The organism is Pseudarthrobacter sp. LT1, assembly GCF_035621795.1.
Lineage (GTDB): Bacteria > Actinomycetota > Actinomycetes > Actinomycetales > Micrococcaceae > Arthrobacter.
This window is the reverse complement of sequence record NZ_CP141830.1, coordinates 3,100,105-3,125,015: the sequence shown is the minus strand read 5'-3', so window position 1 is coordinate 3,125,015 and position 24,911 is coordinate 3,100,105. Positions and strand designations below refer to the sequence as shown.

Genomic DNA, 24,911 nt, shown 5'->3' with positions numbered 1-24,911 from the left:
AGCCCCCCGGCCCGCCGCCACCGCGTACTGTTGGTGGGGTGACTACAACCCGTGGCGGCCACTCCTCCGAGGACCACGTTCCCGACGTTTCCCCCTTCTCCAGCCCCGGACCCTTCGGGGCCGGCAGTCCGCCGGAAAGCCCGGGCGGAAGCGGCGTGGCAGGCGCGGGCAGCAGTGTCAGGGCGGCCGACGGCGGACGCCCGGGCAGGCGGCTTTCCACCATGATGGTTGCCGGGCTGGCCGCGTTGGGGCTGGGGATTGCCGTGGGCACCCTTCCGGTGCCTTACGTGATCGAGTCGCCCGGGCCCACCTACAACACGCTGGGGGAGAGCCAGGGGCATCCGGTGATCAATGTCAGCGGCCACGAGACCTATCCCGCTGCCGGGAGCCTGGACCTGACCACCGTGTATGTCGACGGCGGCCCCACCGGCTCCGTCAGCATCCTTAACGCCTTCTCCGCGTGGCTGGACAACTCCAAGGCCGTCTACCCGGTGGAACTGATCTATCCCACGGGAACCACCAAGGAGGAGGCCCAGGAGCAGAGTGCGGTGGCCATGGCCACGTCCCAGGAGAACGCGGTGGCCTCCGCCCTGAACGAACTCAAGATTCCGTTCGGCCAGCAGCTCCAGGCCGCGGGCCTGTCCAAGGACTCGGCATCTGCGGGCAAGATCCAGCAGGGCGACATCCTCAAGTCCATCAACGGCAAGGAGATCACCTCACTCTCCGTCATCCAGGATGAACTGGCTGCGGGCAAGGGGGCCCCGGCCGCGGTGACGGTGGAACGCGCCGGCCAGCCTGTTGCCGTCGAGGTGACGCCCAAGGACAACGGCCAGGGCCGCTTCATTCTCGGCGTCATGCTGAAGTACCTGTTTACTTTCCCCTTCCAGGTGCAGATCTCCCTGGACAAGGTGGGTGGCCCCAGCGCCGGACTCATGTTTTCGCTGGGCATCATCGACACGGTGACGCCGGGCGACCTCACCGGCGGCAAGCACATCGCGGGCACCGGCACCATTTCGCCGGACGGTGCGGTGGGCCCCATTGGCGGCATCGGCCAGAAGATGCGGGGTGCGCGCTCGTCCGGAGCCTCCCTGTTCCTGGCGCCCGCCGCCAACTGCGACGAGGTTGCCGGACACATCCCCGACGGCCTCCAGGTGGTCCGCGTGGAGAACCTCGCAGAAGCGCGGCACGCGGTGGAACTGGCCGGGAGCGGGCAGGACACATCCGCACTTCCGGCGTGCACGGGGAAATAGGCCGCCTGCGCCATGCATAGACTGGGCCCAAACAGTTTCGACAGGAACTAAGCTTTACCGCCACTCGTGGCACTGATGACGGACGAAACCAGCCGTTTGACCGGTACCGTACGTCGCTCGCACGCTTCGAATGTTTCGACGACCAGCTATGAGGTACCCAGTTTGTCCCGTCCCGCCAGCACCACGTCCACAGGAAGGCCCCCATCGCGACGGGGAGCCCTGACGCCCACCCTCATCGTCGTTGCCCTGGTGGTAGTGGGCTTCATTTTTTTCGCCAACGTCTGGACCGACGTCCTTTGGTACCGGCAACTGGGCTTCCTCGAGGTCTTCGTCACCGAAAACCTTGCCAAGATCGCCACTTTCGCAGCCGGCTTCGCCATCATGTTCGCGGCGGTTTTCTTCTCCATCCGCATTGCCTACAACGCCCGGCCCGTCTACGCCCCGGACTCTGAGATCCGGGACAACCTCAACCGGTACCAGGCCCAGCTCGAGCCGGTCCGCCGGATTGTCATGATCGGCCTGCCGGTCCTCTTCGGCCTCTTTGCGGGCAGCGCGGCCGCGAGCCAGTGGCAGAAAGTCCTGCTGTTCTTCAACCAGGTCGGCTTCGGCCAACCCGATCCGCAGTTCAACATGGACATCAGCTTCTACCTGATGACCCTGCCGTTCCTCGGGTTCGTCACCGGGTTCCTCATCAGCGTGGTGGTGATCGCAGGCATCGCCGGCATCCTCACCCACTACCTGTACGGCAGCATCCGGCTCATGGAGCGCGGCGTGTTCACCAGCCGCGCAGCGCAGATCCACATCGCCGTCATCGGTGCCGCCTTCCTGGTGCTCCTGGGCGTCAACTTCTGGCTGGACCGCTACTCGTCCGTGCAGAGCAACGGCGGCCGCTGGGCCGGTGCGCTCTACACCGATGTCAACGCCGTCATCCCCACCAAGGCCATCCTCGCCGTCGCTGCCGTCCTGGTGGCCATCCTCTTCATCGTTGCAGCCGTCATCGGCCGCTGGCGCCTTCCCGTGATCGGCACGGCCATGCTGGTCATCACCTCCATCCTGGCCGGCGGCGTGTACCCGTGGGTCATCCAGCAGTTCCAGGTCCGCCCGTCGGAGCAGACCCTGGAAAGCAAGTACATCCAGCGCAACATCGAGAACACCCGCAAGGCCTACGGCCTGGACGGCATCCAGGAAACCCGCTATGACGCCACCAACACCGCCAGCACGGGGGCACTTGCACCTGACGCGCAGACCACAGCGAACATCCGGCTCCTGGACCCGAACCTGATCTCCGACGCCTTTGCGCAGCTGGAACAGTACCGCCCCTACTACCAGTTCCCCAAGGCCCTCAACGTGGACCGGTACGAGGTGGACGGCAAGATCCAGGACACGGTGATCGCCGTGCGGGAGCTGAACCCCACGAACGTCGCAACCAACCAGCAGGGCTGGCTGAACCAGCACGTCGTATACACGCACGGCTACGGTGTGGTGGCGGCCAAGGGCAACAAGTTCACCGTGGACGGCAAGCCTGAGTTCCTGCAGTCCGGCATTCCGTCCACCGGCGTGCTGGGCAACGACACCACCTACGAACCGCGGATCTACTTCGGTGAATCCTCGCCCGAGTACTCGATCGTGGGGGCTCCCGACGGTGCCACGCCGCGCGAGCAGGACCGTCCCTCCGGCAAGGAAGGCGAGGGGGAAACCCAGTACACCTTCAAGGGCAATGGCGGGCCGAACGTTGGCTCGTTCTTCAACAAGATCCTCTACGCCATCAAGTTCCAGTCCTCGGATCTGCTGCTCTCCGATGGCGTGAACCCGGAGTCGCAAATCCTTTACGACCGCAACCCCCGCGAGCGTGTCCAGAAGGTGGCACCGTACCTGACTGTTGACGGCGGCGCCTATCCGGCTGTGGTGGACGGCAGGGTCAAGTGGATCGTGGACGGCTACACCACCAGCCAGTACTTCCCCTACTCGCAGCAGAAGTCCCTGTCTGATGCCACTGCCGATTCCCAGACGAGCTCGGGCCGCGCCGTGGCCCTGCCGAACAGCACGGTGAATTACATCCGCAACTCCGTCAAGGCTACGGTGGATGCCTATGACGGCTCGGTCACCCTGTATGCCTGGGACGACACCGACCCCGTCCTCAAGGCCTGGCAGAAGGTCTTCCCTTCAACGCTGAAGCCGTATTCGGAGATGTCCGGTGCGCTGATGAGCCACGTGCGCTACCCGGAGGACCTGTTCAAGGTCCAGCGCGAGCTGCTGGGGCAGTACCACGTCACCGATCCCACCAGCTTCTACAAGAACAACGACGCATGGAGCACGCCGGCTGACCCCACCGTGGACACCGACGTAAAGCAGCCGCCGTTCTACATGTCGCTGCAGATGCCGGACCAGCAGAAGCCGGCGTTCCAGCTGACGTCGTCCTTTATCCCACAGATCGTGAACGGTAATGCGCGCAACGTCCTGTACGGCTTCCTCGCCGCTGATTCGGATGCAGGCAACCAGGCCGGCGTAAAGGCTGACGGCTATGGAAAGCTGCGGCTGCTGCAGATCCCGCCGGAAACACAGGTGCCCGGTCCGGGGCAGGCGCAAAACAAGTTCAACTCGGATCCCACTGTGTCGCAGGCACTCAACCTGCTGCGGCAGGGCGCGTCCGACGTGCTGAACGGCAACCTTCTCACTTTGCCGGTGGGCGGCGGCATCCTGTACGTCCAGCCGGTCTACCTCAAGTCGACCGGTGAGACGTCATACCCCACGCTGCAGCGTGTGCTGGTGGCCTTCGGCGACAAGGTGGGCTTCGCGCCCACACTTGATGCAGCCCTCAAGCAGCTCTTCGGTGGGGATTCCGGTGCGGCCGCGGGGGATTCGGCCAACAATGGCCAGACACCGGCCGGTCCGTCAGCGCCTGCCACTCCCGCAGAGGCGGACGCCAAGGCCCAGCTCAAGGCGGCCCTGGACGAGGCAAACGCCGCCATCCAGGCAGGCCAAACGGCGCTCGCAGCCGGCGACTTCGCTGCCTATGGCGACGCGCAGAAGAAGGTTGCGGCCGCGCTGAAGAAGGCGATGGACGCGGAGGCCAAGATTCCGGTCACTGCTCCGGAGGCCAGCCCGGCCCCCGCTGCCTCGGCATCGCCTTCGTCCTCCCCGTCCCCGTCCCCGTCGGCAGGGCAGTAGTACGACGGCGGCACCCGGCACCCGGTCCCCGCGGGGCTGGGTGCCGGGCGGCGTAACGGACGTCACGCCGCCACGATTTGGCCTGCGGTTCACCTCCCGGTAAAGTAGTTCTTGCGACGCGGGGTGGAGCAGTTCGGTAGCTCGCTGGGCTCATAACCCAGAGGTCACAGGTTCAAATCCTGTCCCCGCAACTGAGGAAAGACCCGGACATTGGAAACAATGTCCGGGTCTTTCGCTTTGCCCGGTTCTTTTGCTTTCCCGGGCGCTGTGGTTCACGGGTGGGTTCACCGGTGACGGCGGGCTCGTGGTGTGGTGGTGAGGGCGGCCGCGAAAGTAGGGTAGTGTTGATCAAGCGACGCGGGGTGGAGCAGTTCGGTAGCTCGCTGGGCTCATAACCCAGAGGTCACAGGTTCAAATCCTGTCCCCGCAACTTATGAAGGCCCCGACCGGCAGTTACGCCGGGCGGGGCCTTTCTTTTCCTTGGATGCGCCCAGTTCCTAGTATTCTCTTTCGAAGGGTCCCGCGATCTGCGGGCAGCCCCCCGTCATTCCTGAGAGGTATGTTGTTCGATGGCCACACCCACGAAGAAGCCCGGCTCCGCGACGGGTAAGCGGTCCCGGCTTTACTGGATGGTTCCCGCCGTCCTCGTGGCACTGGTCCTGGTGGTGCTGTTGGCCAGGCTGCTCATCGGACTGCCGGCCGTGGCATCCTTTGTCGCCGACTACCCGGGCCGGTCCGAACTGCCGGACAACGCGCCCGTGGGATTCCCCGCCTGGCTGGCCTGGCAGCACTTCCTCAATGCGTTCTTCCTGCTCCTGATCATCCGGACGGGGTGGCAGGTCCGGACCACCACCCGGCCCAGCGGGTACTGGACCAGGAACAACAAGGGCCTGATCCGCACCAGGAACGCGCCCACCAAGATCAGCCTCGAACTGTGGTTCCACCTGACCCTGGATGCCCTCTGGATCCTCAACGGGCTCATCTTCGCGGTCCTGCTGTTCGCTACCGGGCAGTGGATGCGCATTGTCCCCACCAGCTGGGACGTCTTCCCCAACGCGCTCTCAGCCGCGCTGCAGTACGCGTCGCTGGATTGGCCCACCGAGGACGGCTGGATCAACTACAACGCACTGCAGCTGCTGGCATACTTTGTGACCGTCTTCATCGCGGCGCCGCTCTCGTTCATCACGGGCCTGCGGATGTCCGGAGCCTGGCCCAAGAAGGCAACCGGCCTCAACAAGGCGTTCCCCATCGAATGGGCCCGTGCCGTCCACTTCCCGGTAATGATCTACTTTGTGGCCTTCATCGTGGTCCACGTCTTCCTGGTGCTCACCACGGGCGCACTGCGGAACCTGAACCACATGTACGGGGTCCGCGACGACGACGGCTGGTTTGGCTTCTGGGTATTCCTCGCCTCCGTGGCGGTCATGGTGGCGGCCTGGTTCCTGGCCCGGCCGGTCTTCCTGCGGCCCATCGCGTCCCTGATGGGCAAGGTCAGCCGCTGACGGGGCAGCGCCGCGGGGGCGACGTCAGGCGTCCTTGAGCTTCTGGTAGGCGTCCAGGGCCCGTTCCCGCGACCCGGGCAGGTCCACGAGCGGCTGGGGGTATCCGTCGGTATCCGCCGCCCACGGTTCGTGGATTTCCTTGCCTTTGAGTTCCCGGAGTTCGGGGATGAAGGCCCTCAGGTAGCTGCCGTCGGCGTCGAACTTCTTACTTTGGGTCACCGGGTTGAAGATCCGGTAATAGGGCGAGGCGTCCGCCCCCGAGCCAGCCACCCACTGCCAGTTGGCGGGGTTGTTGGCGGCATCGGCATCCACCAGGGTGTCCCAGAACCATTCCTCCCCGACCCTCCAGTCGGTCAGGAGGTTCTTGACCAGGAATGACGCGGCGGCCATGCGCACCCGGTTGTGCATCCAGCCTGTCTGCCACAGTTGCCGCATCCCGGCGTCCACCAGCGGGTAGCCTGTGTTTCCCTGCTGCCACGCGGCCAGCTCCTGCCGGCTGGGGGAGGCCCACTGGAATTTGTCGAAGGCGGGCCGGAAGTTGCGGGTCGCCAGGTCGGGGTTGTGGTACAGCAGGTGCCAGTTGAATTCCCGCCAGCCCAGTTCGGCCCGGTAGGTGCCGACGTCGGAAGGGACCTCGCGGGGATGCCGGCGGCGAATCTCGCGCCACACGCGGAACGGGCTCACTTCACCGAAGCGCAAATGTGGTGAGAGTCGGCTGGTGCCCTCGGTGCCGGGCAGGTTCCGGCCCGTCCCGTACTCCTCGATGGGCCCGTCCAGGAAGTCCTCGAGCCGGTCCAGGGCGCCTTTTTCACCGGGCACCCACGTGGCGGCCAGTCCGGCGCTCCAATCGCGTTTGGAGGGCAGGAGCTGCCAGCTGCTGAGCGTGTCACTGGCAGGAAGGCCCTTCCCGGCAGGCGCGGGACCGGGCAACGCGTCCGGCGCCTCGTAGGGGTCACGGATGTCCTGGGATGCCAGGCACGCCCGCCAGAAGGGCGAATACACCTTGTAGGGCCCGCCCGCCCCCGTCTTCACTGTCCAGGGCTCGAAGAGCAGGTTCGCCTGGCAGCTTGCGGCCTCGATCCCGTTCCCGGCCGCCCACTCCTTGAGCCCGGCGTCGATAGTCCGTTCGGGTTGCCCGTAACGGCGGTTCCAGAACAGGTGGCTTGCCTTCGTCCGGACAGCAAGGTCCCTGATGACGTCGCCGGCGGGGCCACGCCGGAGTACCAGGCGGGATCCCTTGCTTTCGAGGTCGGCGGACAGTGCGGCCAGGGAGTGGTGCAGCCACCAGCGCGCTGCCCCACCAAGGGGCCGCACGCCGTCGGACTCCTCGTCCAGGACGTAAACCACTGTAAGCGGCGCATCCCGGCCGGCGGCCTCTGCGAGGGCCGGGTTGTCGTCCAACCTCAGGTCATCGCGCAGCCAAACCAGGGACGTGCCATCAGAAGAAGTCATGGCACCACGCTACACACAGCGGACGCAGCAATGGCCGGGACCACGGTCCCGGCCATTGCGTATCAGCTGGAGGCGGTGCCCCGAACTTTAGAGCTTGTCGAAGTCGGCTTCGTCCACGGTCGATTCGGTTGATGCGGAGCCCGCGGCGCCAAGGGCAGGCTTGGAGTTTCCGGCCTTGAGGGCCGCCAGCCGGGCATCGATCTCCGTCTGCTCACCCAAGTCCTCCAGCTGGTTGAACTGTGCGTCCAGGCTGGATGCTGCGAGCTCCTGCTGCCCACGGACCTTGGCCTCTTCGCGGCGGATCTTTTCCTCGAAGCGGCCCACCTCGCTGGTGGGGTCCATGATGTCGATGCTCTTGATGGCGTCGTGGACCTGGGACTGTGCCGCCGCCGTCTTGGACCGGGCAACAAGCTCGTTGCGCTTGCTGGTCAGCTGGTTGAGCTTGTTCTTCATCTGTTCCAGGCCGGTCTTCAGCTTGTCCACTACCTCCCGCTGGGAGGCGATGCTCGGCTCTGCACCCTTTGCTTCACTTTCCGCCGCCATCTGGCGCTGCAACGCCACCTTTGCCAGGTTGTCGAACTTCTCGGCGTCGGCTACATCGCCGGCCGCGCGGAACTCATCAGCCTTGCGGGAAGCGGCAAGGGCCTTGTTGCCCCAGTCGCGGGCGTTGTTGACGTCCTCGTTGTAGTCGTCTTCCAGCATCCGGAGGTTGCCGATGGTCTGCGCCACGGCAGACTCGGCTTCTGCGATGTTGTTGGTGTAGTCGCGGACCATCTGGTCCAACATCCTCTGCGGATCTTCGGCGTTGTCCAGCAAGGAGTTGATGTTCGCCTTTGCCAGCTGCGCGATCCGGCCGAAAATGGACTGCTTAACCATGGTGTTTGCCTTTCGTCCTGCTCTGTGTTGACCACTGGAACCGGTGCACAGTGGTGTACTGCGTCTGTCCGCCTGCCGGGATCTTCCGGCGCGTCCGGCGGAAGTCTCTAGAAACTGCCGGAGTCGCCGCCGCCGAAGTCGCCGCCGCCAAAGTCCCCGCCGCCGCCGCCGAAGCCGCCGCCACCGCCGCCGTCGCCCCAGCCGCCACCGCCGCCCCAGCCTCCGTGGCCCCCGTTAAGGATGGAGTTGATCAGGATGCCGCCCAGGATGGCACCGCCGAGGCCGCCGCCGCCTCCGCCGCCGAACATGCCGCCGCGGCTGAAGCCCTGGTTCGCGTAGCCGTCAAAGTGGTCCACGTCTGCCTGGGCCAGCTGCGCGGCCTGCGCGGCCAGGGCATGGGCCTGCTGCGCGTAGGTGAGTGCGGTGACGGGATCGGTGCGGGCGATGGACAAGGCGTAGTCGAGGTTCCGCTGGGACTCGGCCAGCCGGGTGCGTGCCTCGGTGCCCACGCCGCCGCGGCGGGCGGTGATGTAGTCGGAGGTGGCGCTGATCTGGGCCTGGGCCGACATGATGGTCTGCTGCAGGGATGCCTGCGCGCGGCGGGCCTGCTCCTGCTGGTCGCGGATGCCGGTCAGGGCCTGGTCCAGGGACTGGTGGGCGGTTTCCACCCGCTGCAGGGTGGCGATGGGGTCGATCCTTCCGCCCTGGATTTCGGTTTTCACCTGTGCCAGGGCGGCCTCCACCGCGGCTACGGGGCCGGCCAGCTCCGCATGGGCGCCGGACTGGATCATGGCCTTTGCCTGGGCCAGGTCCTGGGAGGTGTCCACAACGGCGGCTTCCAGGCCGTTGCGGGCCTCGTCGAGGCTGGTGGCGACCTTGGAAATGGCGTCCAGGAGGACATTGGTTTGGTGCAGGCTTTCCTCGGCCGCACGGACGGCCACGGCCGCCAGGCTACCTTCGCCCGAACCGAGCTTCTGCTGGGCGGTTTCGGATGCATTCTGCACAAAGGCGAGCCGTTCCTTGGCCTGCACGATGTTGTCCGAAACCTGTGCCAGCGCGCTGTCCGCGTATTTGGACCGCATTTCCTGCAGGGACTGTTCGGCGCTGGAGATCTTGCCATCGGCTTCGCGGGCTCCGGCGTTGACGGCTGCCAGGGCCTGGGGAGCGTTCTTCTCCAGCTCCCGCAAGGAGTCGAAGTCCGCCTTCTGCTCCTGGAGGGACTCGAGCGCGGCCTCCGAGCGGCGGATGATCTCACCCAGCCAGGTCCGCTGCTGCTCTTCCGTATCCGGGATGTGGTCATCGAGCTGCTGCTGGAGCTTGAAGGACTCCGTCATGTGGGCCTTCGCTTCCGCCAAGGCCTTGGTGAAGTTTCCGACCGCGGAATCACCGTACTGCGCCTGGGCGAAACCGAGTTCCTGCTCGCTGGACTTGATGGCGTCATCTGCTTCGATCAGCAGGGAACCGCTCTTCCGGCGAAGTTCCTCCACGCTGAGTGATGCCAGGGGGTCGAGCTCGGCGCCCTGGGGGCCGTAGCTTCCGCTGGAGGCCACCTGGCCTGCGGCCTTCTTCCGGCGGTTGCGGAAGTACAGGTAGGCGCCGCCTCCAGCGACCACCACGCCTGCACCTACCAGGAGGCCGGCTCCGGCGCCGTTACCGGAAGAGACGTTGCCGCTGCCGCCGCCTGCGGCGTCCCCCACGGCGGAGGCGGTGTCAATGGCGGCCTGCGCGTAGTCCTTCTTGCCACCTGCGAGGTTGGCCACCACCGCATTCTGGGTGATGTTGGATCGCTTGGAATAGATGGCGCTGGCCGAATTGGGGGAGAAGTAGTACTTGCCCTGGTCGGTGGCGATGGCAAGGATGACGTCCGCCTTGCCCATACCCTTGGTCTTTGCCATAGCCTGGCTCCAGACCGTGGGGTCGGAGGGGTTGTCGAAGGACTTTACCGTGACCACGTAGAGGTTGTACTTGTGGTCCTTCAGCAGCTTCTGGATCGCATCCTGGACCTCACCCTTTCGGCTGCCCAGCACGTTGGCGTTGTCAACGATATTGGTCCCGGAGGGAATGGTTACCGGGTCTTCGGCCCAGGCAGCGCCGGCGGGTACCGCCAGCAGCCCGGCAAGGCCGATCACGGCGAGGATACGTTTGAACTTTGACCGCATGTGCAACCCTTCAGCACGCCTGACACCGATTCGGGACGAATCAGTCGTCGAATCCAGCAGCGCCCCCACGCTTGGTGTGAAGCCGCAGGTCGCTGTGGCAATTCATCTTGATTCTATGGTGCACCCCACAGCCAGTCCATGCGGCCGAATATGCCGCCAGCGAAACGCTCCGGCGGCGCAACGGCCATCGGCCCGGCGTTCAGGAAGCTTTCAGCAAACATCCGAGCTTGTTCCAGCGGGACCGGTCATAGTTAATGGCAGACGAGGATGAAAGGAAGTCCCATGACTGAGAATCAAACCCCAGGACCGGTCCCGGAGGACAACCAGGGGGACAGCCGGAACCCGTGGCAGCAGCAGGGCCCGCAGCAGCCCGGAGACCGCCCGGCACCTGCTCAGTATGGGAATGGCGGAGCCACCGGGGGATCGGAGCGTGGCTACAACGCAGGGGACCACCGGCAGAGGGCCGCCGGGCCCCATGAAACCCAGGAATTGCCGGGTGCGCCGCGCCCCGTCTACCCGCAGCGGCAGCCGTTCTATGGCCAGTCCGGACATTATGGCCAGCAGCAGGACCAGCACGGCCACCCCATGCATGGCGGCGGCCAAGGGGCTCCCAACGGAAGTGTGGGACTGGCGCCAAACCCTAAGGATGCCCCGCGCCGGAAGGCAAGCTTCGGCGTCGGCACCCTCGTGGCAAGCATCCTCGCGGCAGGACTCGTGGGCGGCGGAGTGGCAACAGTTGGTGCCGGTGAAATGTTTGGCAACACCGGGTCCAGCACCTCAACCGTCGGCAGCAGCAACCAGCCCGGCACGGTCATCGTGAACAACAAGGACGATGTCAACGCCATCACCGCAGCCGCCGTGAAGGCCTCGCCGAGCGTCGTCACCATCAGCGCCACCAGCGGCAGCTCCGGGGGCACCGGTTCCGGCATCGTCCTGGACGACCAGGGGCACATCCTGACCAACACGCACGTGGTGACCCTCGATGGCCAGACTGCTAGCGCCACCCTGGAAATCCGCACCAGCGACGGAAAGGTCCTGCCCGCAAAACTGGTGGGCACCGACCCGCTGTCCGACCTCGCCGTCATCAAGGTTGACGACACGTCAGGACTCACCCCCGCCACGCTCGGTGATTCCTCCAAGCTCAACGTTGGCGATACCGCCATCGCCATTGGTTCCCCGCTCGGCCTGACCGGAACGGTCACGGACGGCATCGTGTCCACCCTCAACCGGACCATCAGCGTGGCATCGTCCGCAGCGCCCAAGGGCGGGGACAACAGCCAGGGCGGTGACCAGGGATTCCAGTTCGCCCCTCCCGGCGGCGGCCAGAGCCAGCAAAGCTCAAGCGAGGGTTCCATCGCCATCAATGTGATCCAGACCGATGCAGCCATCAACCCCGGTAACTCCGGCGGCGCCCTGGTGAACAGCAAGGGCGAGATCATCGGCGTGAACGTGGCCATCGCATCCGCGGGGTCCGGTACGTCAACGTCCCAGAGCGGCAATATCGGCGTCGGGTTCAGCATCCCCATCAACAACGCCAAGCGGGTGGCGCAGGAAATCATCGACAGCGGCAAGGCATCCCACGGGCAGCTCGGCGTCAGCGTCAAGGCCAAGACCTCGTCGGGCGCATCCTCCGAGTTCTCGGTGGGGGCTGACGTCGCCACCGTCGACCCCAACTCGGCGGCCGGAAAGGCCGGCATCAAGGTTGGTGACGTCATCACCAAGTTCAACGACCTCACCATCGGCGAACCCAACCAGCTGACCGCGGCCGTCCGCGAACAGCCGGCTGGATCCACCGTGAAGATCACCGTCATGCGCAGCGGCAAGGAGCAGACGTTCGACGTCACGCTGGGTGCGGCTGCCAGCTAAGGCACCCCAGCAGCAATGCCAGGCAGTAACGACGGCGGCGTCCCACTTGAGGGGGCGCCGCCGTCGGCATGTCCCGGCGAAAAAGCCTGACACAGGCGTTAACGGAAGAGGGCGCCCGGACGCGCCGATATGGTTAGCTAGGAGCTACCCGCCTGCCGGGCATATCGCGGCCATGTCCCACCCGGCTGGCTGTCCACAAGCATGGAAGGCTGCTGTAGAAACAGTGGAAGAGACATTGAAGATCGTAGTCCTGGTCAAACATGTACCGGACGCCCAGTTCGACCGTCACCTCAACGGGGAGGGCAATACCGCCGACCGCGACGAAAGCATCCTGTCCGAGCTTGACGAGTACGCGCTCGAGGCAGCACTGCAACTGGCGGAGGCACGCGGCGGCAGCAAGGCGGGCAACCAGGTCATCGCCCTGAGCATGGGGCCTGCAGGAGCCGTCAACGCGGTCAAGAAGTCGCTGCAGATGGGCGCCACCGAGGGGGTTCACCTCACGGACGACGCCCTGGCCGGTTCCGACGCCGCAGCCACCTCCCTTGCGCTTGCAGCCGCCGTCCGCCACCTGGGTGACGTGGACCTGGTCATCACCGGCATGGCTTCCACCGACGGGGAGACCTCCCTTGTTCCGGCGCAGCTGGCCGAGCGGCTTGGGCTGCCGCAGGTGACGTTCGCTTCCACGCTTGAGGTCGACGGCGGCCGGCTGACGGCCCGCCGCGATGCCGACACCTCCTCCGAAACGGTGGAGGCGCCGCTGCCCGCCGTCGTGTCCGTGACAGACCAGATCAACGAGCCGCGGTACCCCAATTTCAAGGGCATCATCGCCGCCAAGCGCAAGAGCATCAGCACGCTGTCCCTGGCCGATATCGGCGTGGACCCCGCCCAGGTGGGCTTCGCCGGTTCCTGGACCACCGTGACCAGCGCGGAACAGCGGCCGCCCAGGACTGCAGGCACCATCATCACCGACGAAGGCGACGCCGGCATTAAGCTGGTTGACTTCCTGGCCGCCCAGAAGCTGCTCTAAGAGGGACACCGACATGGCAAAAGTACTTGTATTCATCGATAACCCCGGCGCCTCGCTCAAGAAAAGCAGCCTCGAGCTGCTGACCCTGGCGCGTTCCCTCGGCGAGAGTGCCGTGGCGCTCAACGGAGACCTGTCCAACGACGCCGCCGGCACCTTCGCCGAATACGGCGTGGGAACCATCCTGCGTCCGTCAACGGATGACCTGGATGACTTCCTGGTGGCGCCCAAAGCGGCCTACCTGGCCGCCGCGGCTGAAAGCACCGGCGCCGGCATCGTGCTCCTGGACAACTCCCCGGAAGGCAAGGAAATCGCGGCACGGCTGGGCATCCGCCTGAATGCCGGCGTCATCACCGACGTCGTCGCCGTCGATCCGGACGGCACCGCGCACAAGTCCGTCCTCGCCGGCTCCTACAACACCGCCTGCAAGGCCACCACCCCTGTCTCCGTGCTGACCCTCAAAGCCAACAACGTCACTCCGGAACCGGCTCCCGCGGCCACCAGCCCGGAGACCGCCACCGTGGAGGTACCGGCAGTAGCCGCTGCGGCCAGGATCACCGCGCGGGAGCAGAAGGTGGCCAGCGGCCGCCCGGACCTCACGGATGCCCGCATCGTGGTGGCCGGTGGACGCGGCATGGACGGCAACTTCGGCCCCGTCGAGGAACTGGCGGATGCCCTCGGCGCCGCCGTAGGTGCATCGCGTGCCGCCACGGATGCCGGGTGGATCAGCCATGACGCGCAGGTTGGGCAGACGGGCAAGACCGTCTCCCCGCAGCTCTACATTTCGGCCGGCATTTCCGGCGCCATTCAGCAGAAAGCCGGCATGCAGACGTCCAAGGTCATTGTTGCGGTCAACAAGGACGCGGAGTCGCCGGTGTTCGAGATCGCCGACTTCGGGATCATCGGCGACGTGTTCGACGTGCTGCCGCAGGCCACCGCCGAGATCAAGAAGCGAAAAGGCTGATTCTTTGACTGCCTCCCACGAGCAGGCACAGAGCCCGTTCAACCCGGACATCCACCGGGTTGGGCGGGTGCTCTGTTTTGCGGCACATCCTGACGACATCGATTTCGGCGCTGCCGGTACCATCGCCGCGTGGACGGCAGCGGGCGTGCAGGTGAGTTACTGCATCATGACCGACGGCGACGCCGGCGGCTTCGACCCCGCCCACCGCGCGGACATCATCGCCATGCGGGACGCCGAGCAGCGGCGGGCCGCGGAACTGGTGGGCGTCACCGACATCCACTACCTCCACCAGCGTGACGGGTACCTCGAGGCGTCGCATGAGGTGATGAAAGGGGTGGTGCGGCTGATCCGGCAAATCCGCCCCGACGTCGTCCTTGCCATGCACCCGGAACGGAACTGGGAACGGATCCAAAAGAGCCATCCTGACCACCTGGCCGTGGGGGAGGCGGTGACCCGCGCGGTGTACCCGGCCCTCGAAAACCCCTTTGCCTACCCTGAACTGGCGGAAGCAGGCCTGGATGCGTACAAGCTGCCGTGGTTGTGGCTCTACGCCGGCCCCGGGGAACGGGAAAACCACTTCGTCGACGTCACCGACCAGGTGGAAGCCAAGCTCGCCGCCATCCACGTCCATGTGAGCCAGCACCCGGACGTGGAGGCCATGGAGGCCACCGTCCGCCAGGGCATGCTCCTGAACGCCGGCAGGGCCGGCTTCCCGGAGGGGCGCAGCGCGGAAGCATTCCATGTGGTGGCCATCAACGGGCCCGGCACCATCGCCGGATTCTGAGTTAAACCAGGCGCCCCGTTCCTTCCGGTGGGAGGAACGGGGCGTTCTGGGTTAACGCGTTTCCGATTACTGCGGGTGCTAGGCGCCCAGTGGGGCCGCGGCCACCGTGGGCAGCGTCGGTGCCTTGGAGCCGCCTGCAGGCTCGACAGTGATGCCCAGTGATGCCGCCGAGTGGATGCCCTGGACCACGGCAGGCTTGGACAGCGCCTGCTCGTCCATCAGACCCTGCGACACCGGAGCGGAGCCGTCCTTGGGTATCAGCCACATCTGGTAGACCTTGCCGGCCGGGGGAGCGGGCACGCCGCTCATCTTCACCACGGCTGCGTCCTCTGACGCGGAGATCAGGAGGGTTGCCTTGCCGCCGCCCACCACGTTCACGGAGGCCTCACGCAGGTCGTTGGCCCTGGCCACCTGGTTGACGGGATCGTTCTGGTCTGCCATGTACGCGCCCACGCCCACGCCGCCCAGGGCGATGGCTGCTGCCGCTGCCACTCCCACCAGCCACCGGCGCATGCCGGAACCGCCCCGGCGTTGCTCCCGGCGCTTCCGGGCCTCTGCCAGTTCATCCTGTGGCCCCGGCCGGGGAGGCAGTGCCGTACTGCCTGCCGGTGCCTGCGCGCCCTCGCCGGTCAGCCCGTCCTGCCCGGGGAACTGGGCGGGAAGCTGGGCGACAATCCGCTGGAACAGGTCCGACGGCGGTTCCTCCTCTGCACGGAAAGTGCGGACCAGCGCCTCCCTGGACTGGCGGACGCGCTCAAGGAAGGCCCGGCGTTCCGTTTCCGGGGCCGTCGAGATGTAACGGTCGATGGCTTCGCGTTCCTGCTCCGTGACCGCATCCAGGGCGTAGAGTTCAGCAAGGTCGACGGCGCGGCCGGCAGCGATGTCCATGGCCACAGTGTCCCCGAAGGCGCGTGACCGGCCGTCGCGGCTGTCATCCATTCCACTCATCTCAACTCACCCCCAAACAGGTCTTCAATCGGATCAGTCCATCGCGGATGCGGGACTTGATAGTGGGCACTGCTGCGTTCAGCCGTTCTGCGACTTCCCGGTAGGTAAGGCCACCGTAGTAAGCAAGGCGCACGGACTCCTGCTGCGTTTCGGTCAGCGTCCCCAGGCAGCGGACCACCGCCTCGGCCTCCAGCCTGCTGCCCACTTCGTCGGACACGCTGTCATGGTCGATCTCCTGCGTGCTGGCGCCGTACTTGGCCTCCCTGTCCGTGGAGGACTGCGACGACCGGACCTTGTCCACCGCGCGGCGGTGCGAGATGGTCATCAGCCAGGACAGCGGGCTGCCTGCCTGCGGATCGAATTTTGCAGCGTTCTGCCAGACCTGCAGGAAGACCTCCTGCGTGGTGTCTTCGCTGAGTTCAGGGTCGATCAGGACGCGGCGCGCCATACCGAAGACCCTGCGGGACGTGAGCTGGTAGAACTCGGCGAAAGCCGCTTGGTCCCCGCGGGCAATCCCCGCCAAAAGGGCCGAGAGGCGTTGGCTGAGGTCTGCAGGTGGGTCGGTCACCGCGGCGGAGCCTTCGGGATTCGGCGCGTTGGGAGTTTCCATTACGTCCAAGCATAAGTCTCCGGGCGACGGATCCTCAGCAGTGCCGTGCCGACTGCGGTTGTCCGGTCTGGAACGTGCCTCCAGTAGGGTCACCTGCCGCTCCTTGGTCCGCTCGAATGTCTTCAAGAGTCATTCGGCGCCGCGTGGAGGGTGGATGGGGCGGCCGGCAATTTTTTCCGTGCCGGCGTGACCCGTTGCCCGGCGGGCCTAGATCCTGGCGCCGGCGAAGCCCTGCTGGCGCCAGGCCTCGTACACCGCGATGGAGGCGGCGTTGGCCAGGTTCAGGGAACGGAGGGCCGGCAACATGGGCAGGCGCACCGTGGCGGTCACGTGGGGATCGGTTTTCATCTCCGGCGGCAGGCCCACTGATTCACGTCCGAAGAGCAGCACATCTCCCGGGCGGTAGGCGATGTCCGTGTAGCTGGTGGTGCCGTCCGAGGTGAACGCGTAGACGCGTTCGGGCTGCAGGTGCTCCCAGGCGACTTCGATGGTCTTGTGCACGGTGACGACGGCGAGGTCATGGTAGTCGAGCCCTGCCCGGCGCAGTTTCGCGTCCGAGAAGTCGAAGCCCAAGGGTTCCACAAGGTGCAGTTCGGCACCGGTGATCGCGGCAAGGCGGATGGCGTTGCCGGTATTGCCGGGGATTTCAGGTTCATGGAAAAGGATGCGGAACACCCCCCCATCCTAGCTACCCGCGGTCAGTGCATGCCGCGCAGCAGCCGGGCCAGGACCGGGATGTTCACGGTGTTGGGAGCCGGGCCGGACGCCAGAAATTCCTTCAGGCCCCGCACCATGCCCGCTGCATTGACGATCTGGACGGTTTCCAGGGCGCCTGCGGGGCGGCGGTGGTGATCGATCACCGGCTCGTGGAGGTTGCCGTCGGGGCTGTGCACCACGGTCCATCCCGTGACGTTCAGCTCGGGAAAGATGTCCTGCATGGCCCACACCATCCGGGCGAGCTGCGGGGGTGCCACAGCGCGGCCCCCGTGGTTGAGGGTCCGGCCGTCCCAGGCGTAGGCGCCCCTGGGCAGGAGCATCGAGTTGACCAGGGCCAACCGGTAGCCGGAAAGGACGGCGTGGTCGATGTGGCTGTTGTCCGCGGGCGACTGCAGGCCGTTGACCAGCCGGGCGGCAGGGATGGCCGGCAGAACCTGGCGGGTCAGCAGCTGCACGGTGCGCATCTCCCGCTGGATGCGTGCCTCGGCGCCGAAAATTCCCCGCTTTCGAGGCATCCCGTGAACCTGCTGCCGCGCCTGTGCCAGCGGGATGAGTGGAGCATCGTTTCCATCGTAGGGGGGAACGTAGACGGGCGGGTCCCCCGCTGTATTCCTGGCGTTGCCCGGCCGGTGGACGGTGGCGGACGCCCGGCTTCCAGCGGCGGGGGCATCAAAGTGGGCGCCGTCGTCGGACGAAGCATCCCGGACCGTTCCCGCGCCATAGGAGCGGTCGTACGCCTTCCTGCGCTGCGGATCGATCAGCGTCTCATAGGCAGCGGTAACGCGGCGGAACGTTGCGGCGTCGCCCCCGTGGTCCGGATGGGCCATCCTGGCCGCGCGGCGGTAGGCCACCTTGATTTCTTTCTCGGTGGCGGTGACGGCCACCCGAAGGACCTGGTAATGGGAGCTGCTGCTCTCGGTCAAGCAATCTTCCTTCTCTTGGTGCGCGGCTTCCTCAGTCCCGGCGGGAAAGCGGAGCGCCCGCCCAGTCTAGCCAGCATGGATGGTGCGCCTGCGGTGACAACGAACATTCCGGGCTGGTGGGTTCCCGGGAGGCCGGCGTCTAAACTCGTGCGTGCGCGGTGCGAACACCGGTATAAGGGGATGCGACGGAGTGGAGATGGAGATGCCGACGACGGCGGAGCGGGCCGGCAGGGCATGGCGCGGGGGAGCAGCCCTGGTGATCGGCTGCCTGGGTGCCGTGCTTCTAAGCGGTTGCAGCGTGGACGTCCGGGATCCCTCCGTCACCGCAGCCCCTGACGGCACTCCGGTGCCGGCCACTCCCACCATCACCCCCGGCCATGATGCCGCCGCGGTGGCTGCGCGTGATATGTCCTTCGCTGCCGGCGGTGACCTGGCTCCCGGAGTGCCCGTGGCAATCTCCGATGAGCTCAAAGGTGCGCCGGGCTGGCAGCTGGCGAAGGAAAACGTGGCCGGTGCCAGCCAATATGCCAAGGCCGATGGCTGCATCGTTTCCGCACGGGCTGCCACCGGCCAGGCAGCGCTGGTCCGTGGTGACGACCGGGAGTCCACTGTTGCCCTCTTCCAGTACCTGGACGCAACCATCCAGCCCTCGTACTTGAAGACGGCAACCCTGCAGTGGGGCGGTACCCCGGAGGCTCCCGGCCGGAACGTGGAGGTGCTGGCCCTGGAGCAGGCAGCTCCCGGCGGGCGCGCCATTGCGGTACTGGCAAGGGTTTTTGGTACTGCCGGGTCATCGGCCTACGTATCGGTGTCCTGCCCGGATGCGGCAACACTTGGTGCGGCCCGCCAGGACGTGGCCCGGTACCTGCCGCTGGTGCCGCCGACCGCGTAAGGCCCTGCCGTTTGCAGGCGCAAAACCGCCGGCAACTGGAGGGCTCAGCCGCCGGCGGGTCTGTGTGGCTGCAATGTCCTGCGCCCGGCCAACGCCTGGGGAGTCACGCAGTGGTCCGGCTGGTCCCCATTGACAGCCGGTTGAGGGCCAAGGCGCCAACCAGCAGCCCGAAGTCACGCAGAGCGACGTCGTAGAAGCTGCCCAGCAGGAGCAGGTTGATGATGATTCCGGCCAGCCACGCGGCCACGATCAACGAGCCGTATTTAGGACGCACTGCCACGGCCACGCCCGCGATGATTTCCACGACCCCCACGATGTACATGAAGGTCTGGGCCGGCAGCGGCACGACGGCCGTGGCCTGGGGTGCCAGGTACACGGTCCAGTGCGTGAGGATGTTGGTGAATTTGTCCAGGCCGAAAAGGATCGGTGCGACGGTGAACACGGTACGCAGCAGCAGGAACGCCTGCCGCGCCGGCGGCACGGTGGTTGGTGCATGCTGGGCCCGCATTGCCGATGCTGATTTCATGGTGCTCTCCTTCTAAAAGTAGGTATGTCAATTTTAGAAAGATGGCGATCTATAATCAATACATCTTGACTTTGGAATTGGAGGCGCCATGTACCGACTTCCCTGGGCGGACAGGATTGCTGCCGTTGCGTCGCTGACCGACGCCAAGAGACTGCAGCTTTTTGAACTGGTCGCGGCCTCACCACGCCCGCTGGGACGCGACGAGCTGGCCGAAACTGCCGGCATGGCGCGCAGCACCGTCTCCTTCCACCTGGACAGGCTGGTCCAGGGCGGCCTGCTGGCCGTGGAATTCCACAAGCCCGCCGGCAGGACCGGTCCGGGGTCAGGTCGTCCCGCCAAGATGTACCGGCCGGTTGGAAGTGAAGTGGGAGCGTCCGTACCGGACCGGAACTACGACCTCGCCGGGGAGCTGATGGCCGAGGCCATCGAGGCCACCGAGGCCGAAGGATTGGCGGTGGGGGAGTCATTGCGCGCCGTCGCTTTCCGGAAAGGCCGGGCACTGGCAGAAGGTTCCGCAGGCCTGGAAGAGTTCCTGGCAGAAACGGGCTATCAGCCGGAGCCTGACGGGGACGGGGGCTACCTGCTGCCCAACTGCCCGTTCCACCGGCTGTCGCGGGCGCACGCCGCAGTGGTGTGCGACATGAACGGCGCCTTCCTGCGGGGGGCTACGGTTGGCTGCGGCGGCGCCGAGGACCGGGTTGTCCCCGTTGCAGGCCACTGCTGCGCACGGATTACCGGCGGGAGCTGACCGCTCCACGCGGCGGCCACCGGGACCGGCCACGATAGAATTAGAGGATGCCCGCCTACCTCGACCACGCCGCCACCACGCCGCTTTCCGGTGCCGCGCTCGCTGCCTTGACGCGTGAACTGGCACGGACCGGCAACCCCTCGTCGCTGCACGGCTCCGGCCGCAGGGCGCGCCGTGCCGTCGAAGACGCCAGAGAGGCCATCGCGGCCGCGGCCGGCGCCCATCCCTCGGAGGTCATCTTCACGTCCGGAGGCACCGAGGCGGACAACCTCGCCGTGAAGGGCATGTACTGGTCCCGGGTGGCAGAAGAGCCAGGGCGACGCCGCATCCTCTGCTCCGCCGTCGAACATCACGCAGTCCTGGACACGGTGGAATGGCTCGAACGCCACGAAGGTGCCGAAGTGGCATGGCTGCCGGTGGACGGTGACGGCGTTGTGGACCTTGAGGTCCTCAAGAAAGAACTCTCCCGCGACCCCGGCTCGGTGGCGCTGGTGACTGTCATGTGGGCCAACAACGAGGTAGGCACCATCCAGCCCATCGGGCAGATTGTGGAACTGGCGCACGCCGCCGGCGTCCCGGTGCATTCCGACGCCGTCCAGGCGTTCGGCTCAGTGCCGGTGCACTTCAAGGATTCCGGCCTGGATGCCATGTCCATCTCCGGGCACAAGATCGGCGGTCCGGTGGGTGTAGGCGCACTCCTGCTGGGGCGGGCCGTCAAACTGACGCCGGTGCAGCATGGCGGCGGCCAGGAGCGCGACGTCCGGTCCGGGACGCTGGACACCGCCTCCATCGCTGCCTTCGCTGCCGCCGCGGAGTCTGTCGCTGCCGGGCTGCCCGCCGAGGCGGCCCGGATCGCAGCACTGCGCGACCGGCTGGTCGACGGCGTCCGCGAACGCGTTCCGGAGGCAGTCCTCCGCGGAGCGCCCGGCGACCGCCGGCTCCCGGGCAATGCGCACTTCACGTTCCCGGGCTGTGAAGGGGACTCATTGCTGTTCCTCCTCGACCTTGCCGGCATCGAATCATCCACGGGTTCAGCCTGCACGGCAGGGGTGCCCCGCCCCTCCCACGTGCTGCTGGCCATGGGCCTGGACGAGGAAACGGCGCGCGGAGCCCAGCGGTTCAGCCTGGGGCACGCCTCCACGGAAGCCGACGTCGACGCCCTCCTTGCAGCGCTGCCCGAAGCTTATTCGCGGGCGCGCCAGGCCGGCATGGCTGGACACGAGTCCTCCATCCAGACCGCGGGGACCGCGGCCCGGCAGGGCTTTCCGGGCGCTTGAGCCCCAGCCGGCGCGTCCTGCCGCCCGCTCCGCCGGGCGTGAAGCGGGCTGATTTGCCTGCCGCCGTAGAATGGATAGGCGAAGATCGTTTCCGCCGCCGGTACGTCAAGCACGGCCCCGGGCAGCGGGCATCCCCCAACAGAAAGCCAGCATGCGAGTACTAGCAGCCATGAGCGGTGGAGTTGACTCTGCCGTTGCCGCCGCCCGCGCGGTGGAAGCCGGGCACGACGTCGTCGGCGTCCACCTGGCCCTTTCGCGCATGCCGGGCACCCTGCGCACGGGCAGCCGCGGCTGCTGCACCATCGAGGATTCCCGGGACGCCTGGCGTGCCTGCGACGTTCTGGGCATTCCCTATTACGTGTGGGATTTCTCCGAGCGCTTCAAGGAAGACGTCGTTCAGGACTTCATTGACGAATACGCCGCCGGCCGGACGCCGAACCCCTGTATGCGCTGCAACGAGCGCATCAAGTTTGCCGCCCTGCTGGAAAAGGCCATCGCGCTGGGCTTCGACGCCGTCTGCACGGGCCACTACGCCAAGGTCATCGAGGACGCTGACGGGAACCGGGAACTGCACCGTGCGGCGGACTGGGCCAAGGACCAGAGCTACGTCCTGGGCGTCCTCACCCACGAGCAGCTCAAGCATTCCATGTTCCCGCTGGCGGACACCCCCTCCAAGGCTGAGGTACGTGCCGAAGCGGAACGGCGGGGCCTCTCCGTCGCCAACAAACCCGACAGCCACGACATCTGCTTCATTCCCGACGGCGACACCGCCGGCTGGCTGGCCGAGAAGATCGACATGGCCCAGGGTGACATCGTGGATGAAACCGGCGCGAAGGTAGGGGAGCACCCCGGCGCCAACGCCTTCACCGTCGGCCAGCGGCGCGGCCTCAAACTCGGAACCCCCGCCGCCGACGGCAAGCCCCGCTTCGTCCTGGAAATCCGGCCCAAGGAAAACAAAGTGGTGGTGGGCCCCGAGGCGCTGCTGGCCATCGATGAGATCCGCGGCATCAAGGTCTCCTGGGCGGGCCTGCCCATCGCCGAGGTGGAAACAGGCGCCGAGTTCGAATGCTACGCGCAGGTCCGGGCGCACGGGGACCCGGTTCCGGCCACCGCTCGGATGGAGCCCTCCACTGAAGGCACCCGGGCAAGCCAGTTGGTGGTCCGTCTGGTGACGCCGCTGCGCGGCGTCGCACCGGGCCAGACGGTGGTGCTGTACCAGGGCAGCAGGGTGCTGGGCCAGGCCACCATCGACGCCGCCCGCTCGCTCCAGCGCGCCGCGCTGTAACCCGGCCGCCTTCAGCACCGCCACGGTTCTGCCGTGGCGGTGCTTTGCTGTACCCGGGCGGGCGTCCCTTGACGGTGCTGCTGGGCCCCGTCGGGTAACTTTTAGGAAAATTTTGTGTTTGAACTCACAAGAACGGCCGTCCTGAGGGCTGACTCTCTGATTCAATCTAGGGATCAGCACTGCACGCCGGCGTCTGGGGCTATCAACCTATGACCGCGGGCGTGCGCGTACTCATCGGAAAGAAGTTCACAGATGATCAAGAGCACAACGGCCCTGCACCGCGCCATCGCGCTGGCAGGCATCTCCGCCCTGGCCCTGACAGCCTGCACAGGGCCCTCGGGCGGCGGCGGCGGAGGAACGTCTACCGGAAATGCCGGTGGCGGTGCCATCACTTTCGGAACGACGGACAAAGTCGTTACCCTCGACCCCGCCGGCTCCTACGACGCGGGGTCCTTCCTGGTGATGAACCAGGTCTACCCCTTCCTGATGAACTCCAAGCCCGGCTCGGCTGAGGTCAGCCCGGACATCGCTGAGTCCGCGTCCTTTACCTCACCGACAGAGTTCACGGTGAAGCTCAAGCCCAACCTGAAGTTCGCCAACGGCCACGCGCTTACCGCTTCGGACGTGAAGTTCTCCTACGACCGCGTGGTGAAGATCGACGACCCCAACGGACCGGCGTCCCTGCTCTCGAACCTCAAGTCCGTTGACGTCAAGGACGACACCACTGTGGTGTTCAACCTCAAAGCAGGGAATGACCAGGTGTTCCCCAGTGTCCTGGGCACCAACACCGGCCCCATCGTCGACGAGGAAGTCTTCCCGGCGGACAAGGTGATGAGCGATGAGGACATCGTCGCCGGCAAGCCCTTTGCCGGCCCCTACACCATCGATTCCTACAAGAAGAACGAACTTGTCAGCCTCAAGGCCAACGCTGACTACAGTGGACTGCTGGGCAAGCCGGCCAATGACAGCGCCGTCATCAAGTACTACGCCGACTCCAACAACCTCAAGCTGGACGTCCAGGGCGGCAATATCGACGTTGCCGGCCGCAGCCTGACCGCAACCGACGCCGCAGACCTGGACAAGGATTCCAAGGTCAAGGTGTACAAGGGACCCGGCGGCGAACTGCGCTACATCGTCTTCAACTTCGACACCATGCCCTTCGGCGCCAAGACACCGGAAGCCAACCCCGCCAAGGCCCTCGCGGTGCGGCAGGCCATGGCTGACATCGTGGACCGCCAGGCCATCTCCGACCAGGTCTACAAGGGCACCTACGTCCCGGCGTACTCCGTGGTTCCGGACGGCTTGCCCGGAGCAACCCAGCCCATGAAGGAGCTGTACGGCGACGGCAACGGCAAACCGAGCCTGGACAAGGCCAAGAAGACCCTGGCGGACGCCGGAGTCACCGGCCCGGTCAACGTGAAGCTGCAATACAACCCCGACCACTACGGCAAGTCCTCCGGTGATGAGTACGCCATGATCAAGGAGCAGCTGGAGAAGTCGGGCCTGTTCACCGTGGACCTGCAGTCCACCGAATGGGTGACCTACTCCAAGGCCCGTACCGCCGACGCCTACCCCGTCTACCAGCTGGGCTGGTTCCCGGACTACTCGGATGCAGACAACTACCTCACGCCGTTCTTCATCCCGGGCAACTTCCTGAAGAACCACTACGAGAACCCCACGGTCACGGACCTCGTGCAGAAGCAGCTCACCACGCCGGACAAGACCGAGCGCCAGAAGCTGATCGGCGACGTCCAGACGGCCGTTGCCAAGGACCTGTCCACGCTGCCGCTCCTCCAGGGCTCGCAGCTGCTGGTGGCCGGGAAGGACGTCAAGGGTGTCGAAAAGACCCTTGATCCGTCCTTCAAGACCCGCCTTGGCGTCCTGTCCAAGTAAGCACTCCACCCCCATCGGGCTCTGACGGGCCAGAGGCGGGACGCCGC

Annotated in this window: 20 protein-coding genes and 2 tRNA genes; 14 read left to right on the top strand and 8 right to left on the bottom strand. The window is 66.2% G+C overall.

What is annotated here, in order from left to right; genetic code table 11:
* Positions 1-38 precede the first annotated feature (38 nt).
* The 5 genes from VIK36_RS14650 to VIK36_RS14630 all read left to right on the top strand — a co-directional run bounded on the left by VIK36_RS14650 (position 39) and on the right by VIK36_RS14630 (position 5,920).
* Positions 39-1,250 carry a PDZ domain-containing protein gene (locus tag VIK36_RS14650; protein WP_324642496.1) on the top strand — a complete coding sequence of 404 codons (1,212 nt, stop codon included), beginning with the start codon at positions 39-41 and terminating at the stop codon, positions 1,248-1,250.
* A 162-nt stretch (positions 1,251-1,412) separates the two neighbouring features.
* The gene (locus VIK36_RS14645) at positions 1,413-4,418 is read left to right on the top strand and encodes a UPF0182 family protein (RefSeq protein WP_324642495.1); all 3,006 of its coding nucleotides are present in this window, start codon (positions 1,413-1,415) and stop codon (positions 4,416-4,418) included.
* Between the two features lie 117 nt (positions 4,419-4,535).
* Positions 4,536-4,609 (top strand) — tRNA-Met (locus VIK36_RS14640).
* Positions 4,610-4,774: 165 nt separating this feature from the next.
* Positions 4,775-4,848 (top strand) — tRNA-Met (locus VIK36_RS14635).
* Between the two features lie 139 nt (positions 4,849-4,987).
* The gene (locus VIK36_RS14630; RefSeq protein WP_255172689.1) at positions 4,988-5,920 is read left to right on the top strand and encodes a cytochrome b/b6 domain-containing protein; all 933 of its coding nucleotides are present in this window, start codon (positions 4,988-4,990) and stop codon (positions 5,918-5,920) included.
* Between the two features lie 24 nt (positions 5,921-5,944).
* On the opposite strand, the gene VIK36_RS14625 is transcribed toward VIK36_RS14630, so the two are convergent.
* From VIK36_RS14625 to VIK36_RS14615, 3 genes are all read right to left on the bottom strand, one after another.
* Entirely contained in the window at positions 5,945-7,372 is a 1,428-nt protein-coding gene (locus tag VIK36_RS14625; protein WP_324642494.1) for a deoxyribodipyrimidine photo-lyase, read from the bottom strand.
* A gap of 87 nt (positions 7,373-7,459) precedes the next feature.
* The gene (locus VIK36_RS14620) at positions 7,460-8,248 is read right to left on the bottom strand and encodes a PspA/IM30 family protein (protein WP_255172687.1); all 789 of its coding nucleotides are present in this window, start codon (positions 8,246-8,248) and stop codon (positions 7,460-7,462) included.
* 107 nt (positions 8,249-8,355) lie between these two features.
* Positions 8,356-10,407, bottom strand: coding sequence for a TPM domain-containing protein (locus VIK36_RS14615; protein ID WP_324642493.1), 2,052 nt, complete (start codon positions 10,405-10,407; stop codon positions 8,356-8,358).
* A gap of 282 nt (positions 10,408-10,689) precedes the next feature.
* Between VIK36_RS14615 and VIK36_RS14610 the strand changes: the two genes are divergently transcribed.
* The 4 genes from VIK36_RS14610 (at position 10,690) to VIK36_RS14595 (ending at position 15,045) form a co-directional block, all read left to right on the top strand.
* Positions 10,690-12,273: a S1C family serine protease gene (locus tag VIK36_RS14610; RefSeq protein WP_324642492.1), complete on the top strand. Its 1,584-nt coding sequence runs from the start codon at positions 10,690-10,692 to the stop codon at positions 12,271-12,273.
* Positions 12,274-12,508: 235 nt separating this feature from the next.
* Positions 12,509-13,300: an electron transfer flavoprotein subunit beta/FixA family protein gene (locus tag VIK36_RS14605; RefSeq protein WP_255172684.1), complete on the top strand. Its 792-nt coding sequence runs from the start codon at positions 12,509-12,511 to the stop codon at positions 13,298-13,300.
* 13 nt (positions 13,301-13,313) lie between these two features.
* Entirely contained in the window at positions 13,314-14,261 is a 948-nt protein-coding gene (locus tag VIK36_RS14600; RefSeq protein ID WP_324642491.1) for an electron transfer flavoprotein subunit alpha/FixB family protein, read from the top strand.
* 4 nt (positions 14,262-14,265) lie between these two features.
* A complete protein-coding gene (locus VIK36_RS14595; protein ID WP_255172682.1) occupies positions 14,266-15,045 on the top strand; it encodes a PIG-L deacetylase family protein in 780 nt (259 codons plus the stop codon).
* A gap of 78 nt (positions 15,046-15,123) precedes the next feature.
* Here VIK36_RS14595 and VIK36_RS14590 read toward each other — a convergent pair whose 3' ends face one another.
* From VIK36_RS14590 to VIK36_RS14575, 4 genes are all read right to left on the bottom strand, one after another.
* Positions 15,124-15,984 carry an anti-sigma factor gene (locus VIK36_RS14590; protein ID WP_324642490.1) on the bottom strand — a complete coding sequence of 287 codons (861 nt, stop codon included), beginning with the start codon at positions 15,982-15,984 and terminating at the stop codon, positions 15,124-15,126.
* 10 nt (positions 15,985-15,994) lie between these two features.
* A complete protein-coding gene (locus VIK36_RS14585) occupies positions 15,995-16,603 on the bottom strand; it encodes a sigma-70 family RNA polymerase sigma factor (protein WP_255172681.1) in 609 nt (202 codons plus the stop codon).
* 207 nt (positions 16,604-16,810) lie between these two features.
* Positions 16,811-17,278, bottom strand: a complete 468-nt coding sequence (locus tag VIK36_RS14580) for a tRNA (cytidine(34)-2'-O)-methyltransferase (RefSeq protein WP_255172680.1) — start codon at positions 17,276-17,278, stop codon at positions 16,811-16,813.
* A gap of 23 nt (positions 17,279-17,301) precedes the next feature.
* Entirely contained in the window at positions 17,302-18,243 is a 942-nt protein-coding gene (locus VIK36_RS14575) for a J domain-containing protein (protein WP_324642489.1), read from the bottom strand.
* A gap of 196 nt (positions 18,244-18,439) precedes the next feature.
* Here VIK36_RS14575 and VIK36_RS14570 point away from each other — a divergent pair, with 196 nt between their 5' ends.
* On the top strand, positions 18,440-19,135 hold the full coding sequence (locus VIK36_RS14570; RefSeq protein ID WP_324642488.1) for a hypothetical protein: 696 nt from the start codon (positions 18,440-18,442) through the stop codon (positions 19,133-19,135).
* A gap of 103 nt (positions 19,136-19,238) precedes the next feature.
* On the opposite strand, the gene VIK36_RS14565 is transcribed toward VIK36_RS14570, so the two are convergent.
* The gene (locus VIK36_RS14565; protein WP_324642487.1) at positions 19,239-19,661 is read right to left on the bottom strand and encodes a hypothetical protein; all 423 of its coding nucleotides are present in this window, start codon (positions 19,659-19,661) and stop codon (positions 19,239-19,241) included.
* 88 nt (positions 19,662-19,749) lie between these two features.
* Between VIK36_RS14565 and VIK36_RS14560 the strand changes: the two genes are divergently transcribed.
* The 4 genes from VIK36_RS14560 to VIK36_RS14545 all read left to right on the top strand — a co-directional run bounded on the left by VIK36_RS14560 (position 19,750) and on the right by VIK36_RS14545 (position 24,864).
* Positions 19,750-20,409, top strand: coding sequence for a helix-turn-helix transcriptional regulator (locus VIK36_RS14560; RefSeq protein ID WP_324642486.1), 660 nt, complete (start codon positions 19,750-19,752; stop codon positions 20,407-20,409).
* Between the two features lie 47 nt (positions 20,410-20,456).
* On the top strand, positions 20,457-21,686 hold the full coding sequence (locus tag VIK36_RS14555; RefSeq protein WP_324642484.1) for a cysteine desulfurase family protein: 1,230 nt from the start codon (positions 20,457-20,459) through the stop codon (positions 21,684-21,686).
* A gap of 151 nt (positions 21,687-21,837) precedes the next feature.
* The gene (gene mnmA / locus VIK36_RS14550; protein ID WP_324642483.1) at positions 21,838-22,971 is read left to right on the top strand and encodes a tRNA 2-thiouridine(34) synthase MnmA; all 1,134 of its coding nucleotides are present in this window, start codon (positions 21,838-21,840) and stop codon (positions 22,969-22,971) included.
* Between the two features lie 252 nt (positions 22,972-23,223).
* A complete protein-coding gene (locus VIK36_RS14545; RefSeq protein ID WP_324642482.1) occupies positions 23,224-24,864 on the top strand; it encodes an ABC transporter substrate-binding protein in 1,641 nt (546 codons plus the stop codon).
* The last annotated feature ends 47 nt before the right edge of the window (positions 24,865-24,911 follow it).